Source organism: Kribbella aluminosa, assembly GCF_017876295.1.
Classification (GTDB): Bacteria; Actinomycetota; Actinomycetes; order Propionibacteriales; family Kribbellaceae; genus Kribbella; species Kribbella aluminosa.
In genome coordinates, this window is the sequence record NZ_JAGINT010000002.1 from 909,034 (window position 1) to 924,573 (window position 15,540).

The 15,540-nt window shown below is 69.4% G+C and carries 14 protein-coding genes and 1 riboswitch; of the genes, 7 read left to right on the top strand and 7 right to left on the bottom strand.

From position 1 onward, the window contains the following. Positions 1–27: 27 nt before the first annotated feature. Positions 28–645, bottom strand: a complete 618-nt coding sequence (gene ribB, locus JOF29_RS25815) for a 3,4-dihydroxy-2-butanone-4-phosphate synthase (RefSeq protein WP_209697039.1) — start codon at positions 643–645, stop codon at positions 28–30. An 84-nt stretch (positions 646–729) separates the two neighbouring features. Continuing rightward, positions 730–863, bottom strand: a riboswitch (FMN riboswitch). 47 nt (positions 864–910) lie between these two features. On the opposite strand from ribB, the gene JOF29_RS25820 reads away from it, so the two are divergent. Genes JOF29_RS25820 through JOF29_RS25830 form a run of 3 tightly spaced genes read left to right on the top strand, consistent with a single transcriptional unit; the run spans position 911 to position 4,781 of the window. Further along, a complete protein-coding gene (locus JOF29_RS25820; RefSeq protein ID WP_209697040.1) occupies positions 911–2,440 on the top strand; it encodes a glycoside hydrolase family 140 protein in 1,530 nt (509 codons plus the stop codon). Between the two features lie 30 nt (positions 2,441–2,470). Then, positions 2,471–3,448 carry a sugar-binding transcriptional regulator gene (locus tag JOF29_RS25825; protein WP_209697041.1) on the top strand — a complete coding sequence of 326 codons (978 nt, stop codon included), beginning with the start codon at positions 2,471–2,473 and terminating at the stop codon, positions 3,446–3,448. Beyond that, positions 3,438–4,781 (top strand): threonine/serine exporter family protein, encoded by a 1,344-nt coding sequence (locus tag JOF29_RS25830; protein WP_209697042.1) that lies wholly within the window; start codon positions 3,438–3,440, stop codon positions 4,779–4,781. Before JOF29_RS25825 ends, JOF29_RS25830 begins: the two co-directional genes overlap by 11 nt. On the opposite strand, the gene JOF29_RS25835 is transcribed toward JOF29_RS25830, so the two are convergent. Both JOF29_RS25835 and JOF29_RS25840 read right to left on the bottom strand, forming a co-directional pair. Then, positions 4,778–5,923 carry a sialidase family protein gene (locus tag JOF29_RS25835; protein WP_209697043.1) on the bottom strand — a complete coding sequence of 382 codons (1,146 nt, stop codon included), beginning with the start codon at positions 5,921–5,923 and terminating at the stop codon, positions 4,778–4,780. The genes JOF29_RS25830 and JOF29_RS25835 overlap by 4 nt on opposite strands. Beyond that, positions 5,920–7,446, bottom strand: a complete 1,527-nt coding sequence (locus tag JOF29_RS25840) for a DUF5005 domain-containing protein (RefSeq protein WP_209697044.1) — start codon at positions 7,444–7,446, stop codon at positions 5,920–5,922. The genes JOF29_RS25835 and JOF29_RS25840 overlap by 4 nt, the downstream gene beginning before the upstream one ends. A 256-nt stretch (positions 7,447–7,702) precedes the next feature. On the opposite strand from JOF29_RS25840, the gene JOF29_RS25845 reads away from it, so the two are divergent. The 3 genes from JOF29_RS25845 to JOF29_RS25855 are packed head-to-tail and all read left to right on the top strand — an operon-like array spanning position 7,703 to position 9,809. Continuing rightward, positions 7,703–8,101: a cyclic nucleotide-binding domain-containing protein gene (locus tag JOF29_RS25845; protein ID WP_209697045.1), complete on the top strand. Its 399-nt coding sequence runs from the start codon at positions 7,703–7,705 to the stop codon at positions 8,099–8,101. Continuing rightward, positions 8,091–9,071: an adenylate/guanylate cyclase domain-containing protein gene (locus JOF29_RS25850; protein WP_307863688.1), complete on the top strand. Its 981-nt coding sequence runs from the start codon at positions 8,091–8,093 to the stop codon at positions 9,069–9,071. Before JOF29_RS25845 ends, JOF29_RS25850 begins: the two co-directional genes overlap by 11 nt. Before the next feature lie 15 nt (positions 9,072–9,086). Then, positions 9,087–9,809 (top strand): GNAT family N-acetyltransferase, encoded by a 723-nt coding sequence (locus JOF29_RS25855; protein ID WP_209697047.1) that lies wholly within the window; start codon positions 9,087–9,089, stop codon positions 9,807–9,809. Here JOF29_RS25855 and JOF29_RS25860 read toward each other — a convergent pair. Continuing rightward, positions 9,799–11,037, bottom strand: a complete 1,239-nt coding sequence (locus tag JOF29_RS25860) for an HAAS signaling domain-containing protein (RefSeq protein WP_209697048.1) — start codon at positions 11,035–11,037, stop codon at positions 9,799–9,801. The two genes, JOF29_RS25855 and JOF29_RS25860, sit on opposite strands and share 11 nt — an antisense overlap. Beyond that, positions 11,034–11,363 carry a PadR family transcriptional regulator gene (locus JOF29_RS25865; RefSeq protein ID WP_209697049.1) on the bottom strand — a complete coding sequence of 110 codons (330 nt, stop codon included), beginning with the start codon at positions 11,361–11,363 and terminating at the stop codon, positions 11,034–11,036. The genes JOF29_RS25860 and JOF29_RS25865 overlap by 4 nt, the downstream gene beginning before the upstream one ends. A 113-nt stretch (positions 11,364–11,476) precedes the next feature. Here JOF29_RS25865 and JOF29_RS25870 point away from each other — a divergent pair, with 113 nt between their 5' ends. Further along, the gene (locus JOF29_RS25870; protein WP_209697050.1) at positions 11,477–12,403 is read left to right on the top strand and encodes a helix-turn-helix domain-containing protein; all 927 of its coding nucleotides are present in this window, start codon (positions 11,477–11,479) and stop codon (positions 12,401–12,403) included. Positions 12,404–12,507: 104 nt separating this feature from the next. Here JOF29_RS25870 and JOF29_RS25875 read toward each other — a convergent pair whose 3' ends face one another. Both JOF29_RS25875 and JOF29_RS25880 read right to left on the bottom strand, forming a co-directional pair. Beyond that, the gene (locus JOF29_RS25875; RefSeq protein ID WP_209697051.1) at positions 12,508–13,377 is read right to left on the bottom strand and encodes a hypothetical protein; all 870 of its coding nucleotides are present in this window, start codon (positions 13,375–13,377) and stop codon (positions 12,508–12,510) included. A gap of 158 nt (positions 13,378–13,535) precedes the next feature. Next, positions 13,536–15,467 carry a Xaa-Pro dipeptidyl-peptidase gene (locus JOF29_RS25880; RefSeq protein WP_209697052.1) on the bottom strand — a complete coding sequence of 644 codons (1,932 nt, stop codon included), beginning with the start codon at positions 15,465–15,467 and terminating at the stop codon, positions 13,536–13,538. Positions 15,468–15,540 lie beyond the last annotated feature (73 nt).

Here is a 15,540-nt window from a genome sequence, read left to right on the forward strand (position 1 = left end):
CCCACAGATCTTCGGACGCAACGAGGGTCAGGCGTCGAGGTGGGTGATGAGGTCGCGGATGGAGATGAGGGCGAAGTCGTGGGTGGTGGCGAAGGTGCGGAGGTCGGTGCCGGTCATCAGTGTGCCGTCGTCGTTCATGAGCTCGCCGATCACGCCGACCGGTGGGAGGCCGGCCAGCCGGACGAGCTCGACAGTGGCCTCGGTATGACCGGGCCGCTGCCGGACCCCGCCGTCGACGGCGCGCAACGGCAGGATGTGACCGGGCCGGATCAGGTCCGTGCGCTGCGCCGCGGGATCGGCCAGGACCCGGACGGTCCGCGCCCGGTCCGCGGCGGAGATGCCGGTACCGACACCGGTCGCCGCGTCCACGGAGACGGTGTACGCCGTCCGCAGGCTGTCCTGGTTGTCCGGGACCATCAGCGGGAGTTCGAGCCGGTCCAGGATCTCGGACGTGGTGGGTGCGCAGACGTATCCGCTGGTGTGGCGGACGAGCAGGGCCATCAGTTCGGGAGTGGCGAGGCTCGCGGCGAAGGTCAGGTCGCCTTCGTTCTCACGATCCTCGTCGTCGACGACCACGACGGGTCGTCCGCTCGCGATCTCCGCGACGGCGCGTTGGATGGTGTCAAGGCTGGTGAGGGTGTTCACGGTCGCTGTCCTCTCGGCAGTGTGATCACCAGCACTCCGGGGCAACGACAAGCCTCACGACCCGTTGTCGGGGACGTGCGGCTGCCACGTGCATCTTCCCATCCGGACTTTCACCGTCGGTCCCGGAGTTCCACCAGGTCAACCGCTCCTTCTTGCGAAGTCACGGGTCGCGGACTGTCACCGCCGGCTCGGAATTTCACCGACCCCAGAGCACGTGTGGTTCTTACCTCATCAGCTTAACGGCAACCAGCACCTCAGGAGTGTCATGTCCATCTCATCCGTCTGGCGACAGCTCGAACTACCCGCCACCTCCGACTGGGTCGACTTCGAACACGAAACCGGCCGCACCCTCCGCCGTCCCACGTTCTACGACGGGAGTGCGGCGGGAGGGGACGGGAGTGCGGCGGGAGGGGACGGCGGTGCGGTGGGAGCGGCCGACGCCGTGGTGCGGAAGGTTCGGTTTGCGGCGCCGGTGGCTGGTCGGTGGCGGTGGGTGAGCGGCGCGGAGTCGGGCGAGTTCGACGTCCGACCCGCGGCTGTGGATGAGGGGAACCCGTTCTATGCGCATGGGTTCTGGCGGATGTCACCCGGCGGGCGCAGTCTCGTGCACGCCGACGGGACGCCGGCGGTGCTGGTGGCGGACACCGCATGGGCGCTGCCCTGGCGTGCGACTCCCGACCAGGTACGCGAGTACGCCGCCGACCGCCGGTCCAAAGGGTTCAACGCGGTCTTGCTGATGACGGTGCAACCGGACATGCGGGCGGTTGGTCCGCGCGACCGCACCCAGGACGAAGGATTCGCCGTCGGCTTCGAGGACCTTCCGGACGGGCACCTCAACCAGCTGAACGTCGAGTACTTCCAGTACCTCGACGAGCTGCTCAGGATCCTCGTCGACCACGGCCTCGTCCCGGTGTTGCAGCCCGTCTTCCAGGGCTTCGGGTGGAAGGGCCTGGACGTCGCCGGGACGGTGGTGCCGGCGGACGAGTACGCGAAGTACTGCCGGTACCTCGTCGCGAGGTACGGCGCTCAGCCGGCGATCTACCTGGTCGGCGCGGACGGGGCCGGCACCGAGCTGCAGATCGCAGCGGGTGGGGCGGAGGTGCACGCATTGGACTGCTACCAGCAGCCGACCGGCATCCACTACCGCCCGCACATCCGTCCAGCCGCCCACCAGGACGCCGACTGGCTCGACTTCCAGTGGTGCCAGACCGGCCACACCGGCGAACACGTCCCGGAGCGAGTCGCCGACATGTGGCGCAACCACCCGGTCAAGGCCGTCGCGAACGGCGAGCCGACGTACGAGCACACCGGCCGGACCGGCGTGGCCGAGGGCTGGTGGCAGGGTCACGAGGCGTGGAGCAACCTGTGCGCGGGCGGCACGATGGGCGTCGTCTACGGCGCCGGCAGCCTGTGGCAGTGGCGGCTGCACCCGGACGAGCCAGGCCATTCCGAGTACTTCCTCGCCCCCGGAGCGGGCTGGCGGGAGGCGATCGGCTTCGAGGGTTCGACGTACGTCGGGATGCTCGGCAAGATCCTGAGCGGACTCCCGACCACCGACATGACGCCGGACTGGACCCGTGTCATCTCCGGCCGGGCGTTGAGTACGGCGGACGGCGGCCTGATCGTGTACCGAGAGAACGGCGGCCAGGTGATGGTGTTCGACGAGACCGTGCCGCTGAGCTACACGATCGTCGATCCGCGGGACGGCTCGGTGGTCGCGACCGGGAAACGGGACACGCCGGACAGTCCATTGCCTGACGCTGGTGGCGCGCCGAGGGTCTACATCTGCTTATAGTCCAGTTTGATCGTTGTGAGAGGGGTGTCGGTGAACAGCAACCGCGCGGTGCGCCGGCCGGGACTGGACGAGCTGCGGCTGCTGGCGAAGGTGGCCCGGATGTACCACGAGAAGGGCATCCGGCAACCGCAGATCGCCGCCGAGCTGAACCTGTCCCAGGCGCGGGTCTCCCGGATGCTCAAGCAGGCCGTCGAGGTCGGCATCGTGCACACCGTGGTGACCATGCCGAGCGGCGTGCACAGCGACCTCGAGGACGAGCTGCAGGGCCGGTACGGGCTGCGCGACGCGGTCGTCGTGGACACGATCGGCGTCGGTGACGAGGTGCTGCCCGCGCTCGGCTCGGGCGCGGCGGCGTACCTGGACATGACGCTCACCGGCGGGCACGTGGTCGGGATCTCGTCCTGGAGCGAGACGCTGATCTCCGCCGTCGACCGGATGCCGCGCAAGAGCGTGCCGGTGGTGGACAAGGTGGTGCAGATCGTCGGCGGTCTGGGTGACGCCGCGGTACAGATGCAGGCCACCCGACTGACCGCGCGGTTCGCCGAGCTGACCGGCGGGATGCCGGTCTACCTGCCGGCCCCCGGCCTGGTCGGGACGCCCGCCGTCCGCCGGGCGATGATGAACGACGTGTCGGTCCGGGACGTTCTGGGCACCTGGGGACAGCTCACCGACGCCCTGGTCGGGATCGGCAGCCTCGAGCCCTCGCCGCTGCTGCAACGCAGTGGGAACGCGGTCGCGGAGGCCGACCAGGACGAGCTGCGCCGGCTCGGTGCCGTCGGGGACGTGTGTTTCCGGTTCTTCGACGAAGAGGGGAAGCTGGTGCGCTCGACGTTCGACCAACGGGTGATCGGGGTGACCGCGAAGGAGCTGCTGGCGGTGCCGCGCCGGATCGGTGTGGCCGGCGGCGAGCGCAAGTACTCTGCGATCCGCGCCGCCCTGCTCGGCGGCTGGGTGAACATCCTGATCACCGACCTCGCGATGGCGCACAGACTTCTCGATGGAGCCTGACGAGCAGCGGGAGGTCTACGCCACCATCGACCTGGCGTTGCGGGTCGGTGAGGTGCTGCTGTCCAGCGGCGCCGGTACGGCGGACGCGACCGCGACGATCCTCGGCGTCGCCGCGGCCGGCGGCCTGCGCGGGTGCGAGGTCGACATCACCTTCACCTCGATGGCCGTCTCGTACCAGGAGGCACCGGACGTCGCGCCCGAGACCCACATCCGGCTGGTCCGGTACCGGTCGCAGGACTTCTCCCGGCTGACCGACGTCGACCGGCTGGTACGGCGGTTCGCGCGCGGCGACCTTAACCGCGAGGAGGCGTCCCGCGAGCTGGCCCGGCTGACGTCCGCGGGACCGCCGTACCCGCGGTGGAGTGCGGTGCTCGCGTGGGGCGTGATGGCCGGCGGCGCGACGCTGCTGCTCGGCGGCGGCTGGCTGATCACGCTGGTGGCGGTGCTGACCGCGATCGTCATCGAGGTGAACAACCGCTGGTTCAACCGGCAGCGGCTGCCCGCGTTCTACCAGCAGGTGGCCGGGGCGTTCGTCGCGACCGCGGTCGCGCTGGTGCTGTACGCCGTCCACGCGCCGGTCAAACCGTCGCTGGTCGTTGCCGCGGGCATCATCATGCTGCTGGCCGGGATCGCCCTCACCGGTGCTGTCCAGGACGCGATCACCGGGTACTACGTGACCGCGGCGGCCCGGAGCCTCGAGGCGATGCTGCTCACCGGCGGGATCATCGCGGGTGTCTCCCTCGGACTCGCGCTCGGCGTCCGGTTCGGGCTCAGCGTCGGGGTCGAGGCGCAGACGATCCAGCTGGCGAACCTGCCGTTGATGGTGATCTCCGGCGCGGTGATGGCGGTCGCGTTCGCGTTCGCGTCGTACGCACCGCTGCGCGCGCTGCTGCCGATCGCGGTCATGGGCGCGCTCGGGTCGCTGGTGTTCACGCTGATGAGCCGCGCCGAGTTCGGTCCGGCGTGGTCGACGGCGGTCGCGGCGTTCGTGGTCGGGATCGGCAGCTACTCGCTCGGCCGCCGCACCGGCGTACCGCCGCTGGTCGTGGTGGTGTCCGGCTCGATCCCGCTGCTGCCCGGCCTCACCATCTACCGCGGCCTGTACGAGCTGATGGCGCGCAGCAACATCTTCGGCATCGTCAGCCTGGCCACCGCGGTGGCCATCGGCGTCGCGCTGGCCTCCGGGCTGATCCTCGGCGAGTACGTCGCCCAGCCGATCCGCCGCGAGGCCCGCCGCCTGGAGGACCGCCTGGCCGGCCCCCGCCTGGTGGGCCCGCGCCGCCCGGTCCGCCGCCGTACGAAACGCCCTCGCCGGCGACGCCGCGCGGGCTAGCTCGGCCGGCCTCGTTTGCCGATCGGGCCGGTCGCGAAGTACGTCTTGCAGGCCGGGCCGTCGTAGTCGGTCGCGAGCTCCAGGACGCTGGTGCCGTCGGGTGAGACGACCAGCGGGGAGCTGTAGTTCGGGCAGTAGTTGTTGTACGGGTTGTTGACCGCGACCGGTGCGGGCAGCTCGTACCAGTCGCCGTTCGCGGTCCCGACGTTGGCGAAGATCGCCCGTCCGTTGTCGGCGGCCACCGAGCCGTCGGCGTTCTGGAGGATCTGGCCGATCAGGAGCAGCTTGCCGTTCGGTGCCAAGGCGATGGTCGGGGCGTGGGTGAAGTACTTGCCGTCGACGGTCCGCACCCGGGAACCGAGGTCGGAGGCTGCGCCCCAGTGCCAGCCGTCCTTCGACCGGCGGGTGTACGCGGCGCAGTCGTACTGGCCGCCGAGACCGCAGATCTCGTACGACATCACGTACGTCCCGCCCGGCAGCCGTCGTACGATCGGCATGCCGGGCCGGTGCCCGAAGGCCGGGCTGGAGACGGTCGCGGTCGGGTCGGTCCAGGTGACGCCGTCGGTACTGCGGACCTCCATCAGCTTCTGGCTGTGCGCCGGATCGGTCTCGTCGGAGTAGTGGCACACGAGGTGACCGTCCGCGGCCACGGAGAACTCGGGTTCCCAGAGTCCTTTGGTGCTCGTTGTCGTCGCGCAGTTGGACAGGTAGCTCCACGTGCGGCCGACGTCGTTGCTCTTCCAGATCCGCAGCGCCATGGGCCGTGCCGACTGACCGACCGAGGCGGCCCAGAGCAGCGTGCCGGCCGGGAGCCCGCCGATCGCTCGCGGTAGCTCGAACAGGGTCGCGCAGCACAGTCCTCGACCTGCGGAAGCCTGCGGATCGGCGATCGTGCCGACCTGACGGAAGCTCTTACCGCTGTCGGTGCTCTCGTAGATCGCACCGATGCCGTCCGCGTTGCCGACGAAGGTCACCACGCTCGCGAGGATCCTCCCGTTGGCCGCGCCACTGTGTTCGAGTCGGATGGCTCGTGGGTACAGGCCGGTGTCGTTACGCAACAGCTGCCCAGTGGCCGCGTTAGCCGTCGTGGGGATCGCCAGCACGCTTGCGATCAGTGCCAGGACCAGCACGATCCGCCTCATCGGATCTCCTCCAGGACCACGTCGTCGAGTTGCAGCCAGACGTCCTGGCTGTGCCCGAAGAAGCCGGCGTACAGCTGGATCAGCGATTCCCGGCCGGAGTCGAAGTCGACGCTGACCTGCGTGTACTGCGGATGTGCGCCGCCGGTCTGCTGCGCGATCGTCCGGCCGCGCAGGGTCCGGACGCCGAGCATCGTCTCGGAGTTGTTCTCGGCGGTGCGGACCCAGGCGGACAGCCGGTACCGGTGATTGGGGCGCACGGCGACCGTCTGCTGGAGCTGATGCGTTCCGATCGAGTCGCGGACGAACGCGTTGTTGGTGCCGCTGTGCCCGAGGTTGCTGCGGTCGATGCCACCGGTGCCGCTCAGCTGCCAGGGCGCGGACGGCGTACCGCTGGTCTGCGCCTCGAAGCCGGGATCGCTGACCAGGTTGGTCGTCCGGCCGTCGTCGGTGAGCTTGGTGTGCATCAGGAACACGTTGTACGGATCCCATTGCGCCATCGTGAAGTACAGGTCAGGACCCTGCGACCACGGATGCATGAAGGATCCGTACAGCCCGGGGTAATCGGTGCCTTTGACAACGACCTGCTCGCCGCTCCACGGGCCGGTGAGGTCGGTGGCCGAGCGCAGCACGATCGAGGCGCGGTGCTCGTCGAGGTACATCATCAGCCACTTGCCGGTGTACGCGTTCCACTGCACTGAGACCTCGCCGATCGGACCGGCCGCGATCGGTACGGCGGCGCTCTCCTGCGGGGACCACGTCCGCCCGTCCCAGTAGCGCCACGCCTTCTTCTGCAGCACCTGCTGCTCGGGGACCCTGGCGAGGTGCGCGCTGCCGAAGCGGCCGTTCGGCGTACCGATCATGTAGACGTAGCCCTTGTCCTTGGCCAGCGCCGTCATCTGGAAGTTGTCGTCCCAGGCCTTGGTGTTCTGCCAGCGGGCGCCCGGGTCCTTGGTCCAGGTCTCGCCGTTGTCGTCGGAGTACGCGAAGCCGGAGTAGTTCGTGAACCAGCTGCCGGGCGGACCCCAGTAGTTGACCGACATGTACTGCACGTACTGGCGTTTCCCGACCGAGATGCCCGCGGTCGGGATCACCGTGTGCTCGTCGCGGTCGATCTTCTTGCAGGGCAGGAACTCCTTGGCATGCCCCGGCCGGTCCTCGGCGGCCGAGTCGAACGACATCCCGTCGCTCAGGGTGTGGTCCGTACTGCGGAGCAGCAGGTTGCACCGCCAGTCGATCGTGGCCTGGTCGCCGGCGCCGCCGCCCGGCCCGGTCCAGCCGCTGCCGTAGCTGTCGCCGAACGCGGTCAGGATCTCGCCGGACCCGTTGTCCCAGAGGATGCCGAGGTCGGTCGCCTTCAACCCGAACCGCGCCTCGGTGTCGTTGATCGACTGCGGCCCGGTGAGCTTCGCGACCCGGTCGACCGGCGACGGTACGGCCGCGGCCTGCGCCGGAGTCGCCCGGTCCGCTGGCACCAGCGATGCCGCGATCAGAGCAGGGACGACAAGCAACCATCGCTTCCGCATCAGGGTCTCCTCAGGCGGACGGAACTACAGAAGAAATCGATTTCCCCGGACCCTAATCCCCACCCCGCCCCCGGTCAACGGCTCGCCGAATCCATCTTTGTGCACCCACCGACCAGGCGGGCGCCCGAAAAATGATCGGTGGGTGCACAAAGTGCTGATGGGCGGCGGTTGGGGTGGGGGCGTCGAGCCGTTAGAGTTACTGACTGGAAACATCGTTGGGTGCGCCCGACGAGGTACGCCGACTAGGAGGATCGACGTGGCATTTGGTAGGACGTCCCCGCGGGACCTGCCGTTGTTCGCGGATCTGTCCGGACGCGACATCAGGGAGATCTTCCGCGCCGGCGAGGAGGTCTCGGTGCCGGCCGGCTGGTCGCTGATCCTGGAGCAGACGCCGCCGGACGCGGCGTACCTGATCCTGAGCGGCACCGCCGCGGTCCGCGAGAAGGGCGAGGAGATCGCCGAGCTCGGGCCGGGTGACATCGCCGGGGAGGTCGCGGTCCGGAAGAACACGTTGCGGACGGCAACCGTCACGGCGAAGTCGCGGCTGCAGCTGCTGCACTTCACCCGAGAGAAGTTCGACGACCTGACCCGGCGGCTGCCCGCGTTCCGGGACGCCATCGACGCCACCATTGCCGAGCGTCGCGGTGGCTCCTGAACCTGATCTCGCCGGAGTGCAGCGCGAGTTCGAGCGCACCCTGCTCGGCGGCGAGCGGAAGTTCACCCGCGTCCAGGTGTCCGAGCGGGCCGGGATCTCCACCGAGCGCGCCGAGCGGATGTGGCATGCGCTCGGGTTCGCGACCGTGCCGGACGACGAGGTGGCGTTCACCGACGACGACGTCGAAGCGCTGCGGCTGGTCGCGGCCCTCGAGGACGACGGGTTCATCGAGCCCGAGATGGAGTCGTCGCTGGCTCGCAAACTCGGGCAGACCCAGTCCCGGCTGGCGTCCTGGCAGTCGGCGATGTTCCTGGAGTTCCTCGGCGGGTCAAAGCTGTCCCCGGAGGAGTCCATCGAGGTGGCCGGCCTGTTGCTGCCCGCGATGGAGCGGCTGCAGACGTACGTCTGGCGCCGGCACCTGGCCGCGGCCGCAGGACGTGCGGTGGCCGGGTCGGACGAGCTCGCGCGCGGCGTCCGCGCGGTCGGGTTCGCGGACATCGTCAGCTACACGCGTCTCACCCGGCGGCTGACCGAGGCCGAGCTCGGGGAGCTGATCGAGCGCTTCGAGGGTACGGCGGCCGACGTCGTCGCGCTGAACGGCGGCCGCGTGATCAAGTCGATCGGCGACGAGGTCCTGTTCGTCACCGACACTGCCGCGCAGGGCGCCGCGGTCGCGCTGGCGCTGCAGGACGCGGTGAGCGCGGACCCGGACCTGCCCGAGCTGCGGATCGGTCTCGCGTACGGCACGATCCTGATCCGGCTCGGCGACGTGTACGGCGAGGTCGTCAACCTGGCCGCCCGGCTCACCACGGAGTGCAAGCCCGGCCGGGTCCTCGCCGATCGTGAACTCGCCGCCGCCCTGGACGGCCACCCGGCGTACACCATCCACCGCCTGCGCCGGGTCGCGGTCCGCGGCTACCGGCACCTCGTCCCGTACGCCATCCAGCGTGCGGACGGGCCCCCGGCATGACATACGGTTTGGTCTGTGCGTGAGATCAGGACGCCGGCCGCGCTGAAGCTGGCGAGTGGGGACGACTCGATCGTCGGATGGGCTGCCCAGGGATTCGGTCCCGGAGTACGGGCGTGGACCGCGGGATCCGCGGTGGTTGTCGCGTCACCGGACGTGTCGAAGCATGACCGGCTCACGGTCGTCGGGCCGGTGTCGGAGGCGGTCCGGTTGGCGGCCGTCGTACTGACCGAGGTCGGGCCGTCGTTCCGGCCGTTCGGCGACGAGGAGCTGATTCGCGAGCTGGCCGAACACGTGCCGGGGCTGGAGTTCTCGGCCGCGTTCGGCTGGATGGACGCGGACCGGGTGCCGGACGTCACGACGACCGCTGCCTGGCTGGACGGGGACGCCGGCGTGGAGACGTTGCTGGACGCGGCGTCGCCGTCGTCGTACGCGTGGCCAGGGCATCCCGCCGTACGGCGCTGGGCCGCGGTGACCGGTGACGACGGTGAACTGCTGAGTGTCGCGGCGGACGCGTGGAGTGCGCCCGGCGTCGGGTTCCTGGCCGGGGTCGCGACGCATCCTGTTGCCCGGGGCAAGGGATTGTCCGGGCAGGTGTGCGGGTTCGTGACCGCCGAGCTGGTGAAGCGCCACGGGCGGGTCGCGTTGATGGTGGACGGCGACAACGCCGCCGCGATCGCGGTGTACGAGCGGCTCGGATACAGCTACCGCCGGGTGGCGGCGGCCGGACCTAGCGCGTAGGTTTCACCGTCGGCGTGGGGCCAGGCTTCGGCGTGGGGACGGGCTTCGGCGTGGGGACGGGCTTCGGCGTGGGGACGGGCTTCGGCGTGGTGCCCGGCTTCGGGGTCGGTGCGGGCGGGGTGAACGGGGCCTTCGTGGTGTCCTTGCAGTTCTTCGAGTCCGTGACGACGCCGTTCTCGTCCGGCACGATCACCGCCTGCGGGAACTGGTTGCTCGTACTCCCGCGCTGCCCCGGCTCGTAGGATTCCGCGCAGTCCTGCCGGTTCAGCTCGATCGGGTTGCCGTCCTGGTCGTACATCCGGACCTCGACCTGCTTGCCCTGGGCATCGAACGGGTAGAGGTTCGTGACCGGCGTACCGTCCAGCCGCAGGCCGCTCACCGGCGGGCTGTACCCCGTCGCGCTGCCGCCGTGGCGCAGGTTGTAGTTGTTGAGGAATCCGAACGAGGTGCCCATGTACGCCGCCGCGAGGAAGGCCGGCACCGCGATCGCGGCGACCACGTTGAGCGGCACGACGTACCACAGCCAGCGGCTGTCCATCTGCGTCCGCCGGCCGATCCAGATCGACACGCCGGCACCCGCCAGCGCCCCGACCACGGTCACCGCCGGCGCACCGAACAGCGCGAAGAACCCGCCGGCGCCGATCATGCCGCGGGCGACCCACCAGATCGGCTGGCCGATGGTCAGCAGCTCGTGCCGGATGTTCGGCGGGATCTGGTCGACCCAGCCGCGGATCGCGCTCGCGCCGCGGGTGCCCTGCGGGGTGTCCAGGACCACCCGCGGGTCGTTCCCCCGCAACGCCACCACGCCGAGGAACGCCGCCACGAACAGGACGCCGAACCCGAGCAGCCCGAAGAACGACGTCTCCCGCCGCGACCACGCGAAGATCGCGACCGCGATGAAGAACGGGCCGACGGTGGCCGCGATCACGCCCCAGCGCAGGGCGTTCCCGCCGGCGGCCAGGCGTTCCTTGTGGCTCTGCCCGGCCGGCCCGGTCCGAGTCGGGTATCCGGCCGCGGTGCGCAGCTCGTCGGCGTACTGGCGCGGCGTACCGAGGCGGTCCTGCAGCTGGCCGATCGTCGGCTCGGCACCGAACTCGCCGACGACCTCGCTGAGGTGGCCGCTGACGTCCTGCAGCACGTCCTCCAGCTCGACCGGCGGCAGGTCGCTGAGCTCGGACCGTACCTGCGTCAGGTAGATCGCCGCTGCTCCGGTCAGGGTGCTGTTCACGCGGCCTCCTTCTGCAGCAGCAGCACCGACATCGTGCCGGCGAAGTGGTTCCAGGTCTCGGTGGAACGGGCCAGCAGCTCACGGCCGGTCTTGTTCAGCCCGTAGTACTTCCGGTGCGGGCCTTCTTCACTCGGTTGCACGTACGACGTCAGCGCGCCCGCCTGGAACAGCCGCCGGAGCGTGCCGTACACGGAGGCGTCCGCGACATCCTCGAGGCCCGCGGCCCGCAACCGGCGCAGTACGTCGTACCCGTAGCCGTCCGCGTCCCGCAGTACGGCGAGAACTGCGAGATCCAGTACGCCCTTGAGTAGCTGGCTGGTGTCCATCGCGACCTCCTCGGTGTTCCGCGGAGGAGACTACTACACACAACGGAGTACTCCGCTAACCAGCGCAATTTCGATCAAGTCGGAGCGCGCCCGGTGGGGGCACAGTGGTGGGCATGGCGGATGTGTTCGAGGAGTTCGTGGCGGTGGTCGCGGCCGGGATGAGCGGGCCGGACGACCAGGTGGACGGGGCCGCGCTGGCCGGGCGGGTGCATCTGTCGCGGTTCCACTTCGACCGGGTGATCGGTGCGGTGGCGGGGGAGTCGCCGTTCGCGTTCCGGCGGCGCGTGCTCTTGGAGCGGGCGGCGTACCGGCTGCTGGCCGAGCCCGTTGCCGTGCTCGATGTCGCCGTCGAGGCCGGGTACGGGTCGAACGAGGCGTTCACGCGCGCGTTCGCCCGGGCGTACGGGATGCCGCCGCGGGAGTGGCGGCGGGAAGCGTCGCGGGTGTTCTTCCTCGCGGCGCCCAGCGGAGTGCATTTCCAGCCACCGGCCGGACTTCGGCTGCCGGCCCGTCGAAAGGTGAGAGGGATGGACGTACTTGTCCGGATGGTCGAGCACCACGTGTGGCTGACCGGTGAACTGATCGAACGCGGCGCCCGCCTGGACGCCGCCACCCTCGACCGCCCGATCGAGCTGTCCGTCGAGGGCATCGACGACGACATCTCGATCCGCTATCTGCTGGACCGCCTGGTCTGGCAGGAGGAGATGTGGCTGGCCTCCGTCGAGGACCGCCCGTTCCAGGTCCCCGAATGCGGCCGCCAGGTCGTCACCCCGATCCCCGAACTCCGCACCCGGCACGCCGAAGCCGGCGCCCGCTTCGTCGCCCTGATCACCGACCTCAACGAAACCGGCCGCTTCGACGAAAGCTTCGTAGACACCACCTGCAACCCCCCAAGAGCCTTCACGTACGGCGGCATGGTCGCCCACGTCCTAACCTTCGCCGCCCACCGCAGATCCCTACTCGTCGGGGCCTTCCACACCGCCGGCATAACCGACCTGTCCTTCGGCGACCCAATGCACTTCGTAGCCGAAAGCAACTAATCCCCCGAGTCGTGGGAAATGGCTGCGAAATGGGCGGATTGTCGACCTAGATCCACGACTCGGCGCGGTGGTGCCGAGCCAATCGCCACGAGTCGGCGGAGTTGTCAGGCGGCGAGGAGGGGGTGGTGGCGGGCGTAGAGGTCTTGGGAGATGCGGGCGACGACCGTTTGGGGGATCTGGAAGAGGTCGTGGGCGGTGATGACGCGGACCAGCCAGCCTTCGCGTTCCATGTTCTCTCGCCGGCGGATGTCCTGCCGCCATTGGTGGGCATCCACGAGATGGTGCTGCCCGTCGTACTCGATCCCGAACTTGATCTCGGGGTAGCTCAGGTCCGGTTGCGCCAGCCAGCCGCCCGCGGGGTCGCTGACGACGTAGCCGACCTGCGGTTCGGGAAGTCCGCTCAGGACCAGGAGCAGCCGTAGGCGCGACTCCATGGGTGAGTCCACGCCGCGCCGGACGAGGGCGGCCGCCTCGCGGGCCAGCCGGACGCCTCGTACGCCGATGGCCGCGGTCGTCAAGTCGATCAGGCGCTCGGGCTCGAGGTCGGTTCGCCGTACCAGGGAGTCTCCTGCAGTGACGAGCCCGGTGAGATCGTGGTACGGCGCCAGGTCGAGGAACGTACGGTCGGGCGGAGTGAGCGGCAGGCCTTCCCGCAGTACTCGGTCGAGGTGTTGTACTTCGTGAACGCGCAGGCCGTCCACCCGTGGCAGGACCCGATGAGGATCGCGCTCGACGGTCAGATGCACGACGCCGTCGTCGGTCGGGCGGTCGTCGGCGGTCCAGAGGCCGAACGCCGTGTGGTGACTGACGACTGCGCCGGGCGTCAACGCCAACGCGGCCTCGGCCCGCAACCGGGGCGTGACCGCCACCTGCGCCTCGACGTACGTGGACCCCAGAACGCGTCGATACCGCGGACCCCGCAACACGCCCCGCGAGATCCCCGCACCCCGCGCCTGTGCCACCGTCACCAACATCCCCCCATTCTCCCCACTCCCCCCACCCCAAGCTCAGACTTATCCACAACCCACCGACTCGTGGCGATTGGCTGATACCCACGATCGCGAGTCGTGGATTCGGGTTCCCGGAACCGGCGTGTCGTCAGCCGAAATCCACGACTCGGCGGAGGGGAGGGTCAGTTCTTGGGGTCGTGGAGGTTGGGGCGTTGGGTGGGGGTGGTGATTTGGACGGTGATTGGCTGGGGGGTGGTGGGGGCGGTGATCTTTCCGCCGGTTACTGGGATGTTTAGTTTGGTGGCTGCGAGGTCGATGTTGATGGTGGCGCCGGTGTCGTTGGGGGTGGTCCACTCGGTGTCGGACAAGGTGATTGCGAGGCCTAGTACGTGGCCCTTGGGGATGATTTCGTCTTGGGCTCGGAGGGGGACGTTGACCGTGGTCCAGGTGCCGGGCTTCAGGGGAGTCGGGTTGGACAGCGACTTGCTGTGGGCGGCGTCGATCCAGCCGCGGCTGACGATGCCGTGATCGCCCTGGGTGGTGAGCTTCTGCACGGTGAAGTAGCAGCTGTCGTCGTAGTCCGTGCTCTCGCCCTCGCAGGTGCTCTGGTCGGTACGGCGGATCCCGGAGTACCGCTGGCCGGCGCCGTACTCGATCAGGCGGGCTGTCACCGGCGTGGTCGCCGAGTCGGACATCATCCGCAGCGTGACCGACGGCGTACCGCTGATCCGCAGCGGGGCGGCCAGCGGGGCGGACAGGAACATCTGCCGGCCTGCGATCACCTGCGACGGATCCGCGACGATGTTGTCCTCGGTCAGGTCCGGGTCGTCCGTGATCGTGACAGTACCCTTGCCTGCGGCACCTAGTTTGCCGGCTGCGACCGGCACCGACATCGGCCGGTTCACGGCCGGCCAGGTCTTGTAGTCGCGCCACACGTCCGGCGTCGTCTCGACCGAGACCATGGGCTCCTTCAGCACGCCGTTCTGCAGGCCCTGCAGCCAGTAGTCGAACCACTTGTGCAGCTCGTCCACCCACGCGTCGCGCCGGAACTCGAACGGGTCCACGTGGTCCTCGAGCCCGAGCCACAGCTTCCGCGGAACGTTGTTGCGGGCCAGCGCCGACCACCACTGCGAGAAGTGGTTGGTCTGCACGTTGTAGTCGCTGAGCCCGTGGGTCATGAAGACCGACGCCTTCACCTTCGACGCGTTCTTGGTGTAGTCGCGCGCCGCCCAGAACGACGTGTAGTCGCCGGTGTCGTCATCGTCGCTGTCGCCGAGCTGACCGCGGACTTCGTCGCACGCCGGGCTGTCGTGGCCGACGTACCCGCCGAGCCAGGGCATGTAGTCGTCCGAGTACGGTACGCCGCCGGAGCGGGTGTAGTCGTACCACGAGGAGATCGCCGAGATCGGCACGATCGTCTTCAGGCCCTTGACCCCGGTCGCGGCGACGCCGTTCGCGAGCGTGCCGTCGTACGACTTCCCGATCATCCCGACCGCGCCGGTGGTCCAGGTCGCCTTCACCGGTTGCCCGTCGGCGGTGTGCGCGGTGTTGCGGCCGTTCAGCCAGTCGATCACGTCGACCACGGACTGGATCTCGTTCGGGCCGCCGACGTCGCCGCAGCCGGTGGAGCGGCCGGTGCCGAGCACGTCCACGCCGAGCATCGCGTACCCGCGGGGCACGAAGTAGTTGTCGTAGAACAACGGCATCTTCTGGATCACGCCGTTGGCGTCGTACGTCTTCTTCTCGTTCTCGTTCCCGCGGCCGCAGCAGGTGTAGTACGGCGAGGCGTCCATGATGACCGGGATCTTCGCGCCGGTGAGCGCCGGTTCGCTGGGCCGGACGATGTCCACCGCGATCACGTCGTTCTTGCCGTCGGAGTCGGTGTCCATCGTGGTGTCGACGTACACCGACTCGCGGATCGCGTCGGAGTAGTCGTAGACCGGCTGCGTGCTCTTGGTGCGCGCGTCGACCTGCTGCGGCACACTGGGTGCTGCGGGGGCCGGCGTACCGGGTCCGTCCGGGAGCGGCGCAGCCATCGCGGGACCGGTGAGGGTCGTCAGGCTGAGCACGGCGGACGAGACCAGGATCGTCACCCTGGCGCGGACGGTCCTCATGGCTGGGAAGGCTAGTCACTCGGGCGCCGCAACGCCAGGTTCTGACGGGATTGGCAGCGACCTGCCCGATACT

Bases quoted from the DNA above. Each gene is read 5' to 3' on its own strand.
- JOF29_RS25835 (WP_209697043.1), bottom strand. From the start codon at position 5,923: ATGAGGCGGATCGTGCTGGTCCTGGCACTGATCGCAAGCGTGCTGGCG.
- JOF29_RS25840 (WP_209697044.1), bottom strand. From the start codon at position 7,446: ATGCGGAAGCGATGGTTGCTTGTCGTCCCTGCTCTGATCGCGGCATCG.
- JOF29_RS25870 (WP_209697050.1), top strand. From the start codon at position 11,477: ATGGCGGATGTGTTCGAGGAGTTCGTGGCGGTGGTCGCGGCCGGGATG.
- JOF29_RS25865 (WP_209697049.1), bottom strand. From the start codon at position 11,363: ATGGACACCAGCCAGCTACTCAAGGGCGTACTGGATCTCGCAGTTCTC.
- JOF29_RS25880 (WP_209697052.1), bottom strand. From the start codon at position 15,467: ATGAGGACCGTCCGCGCCAGGGTGACGATCCTGGTCTCGTCCGCCGTG.
- JOF29_RS25875 (WP_209697051.1), bottom strand. From the start codon at position 13,377: ATGTTGGTGACGGTGGCACAGGCGCGGGGTGCGGGGATCTCGCGGGGC.
- JOF29_RS25820 (WP_209697040.1), top strand. From the start codon at position 911: ATGTCCATCTCATCCGTCTGGCGACAGCTCGAACTACCCGCCACCTCC.
- JOF29_RS25830 (WP_209697042.1), top strand. From the start codon at position 3,438: ATGGAGCCTGACGAGCAGCGGGAGGTCTACGCCACCATCGACCTGGCG.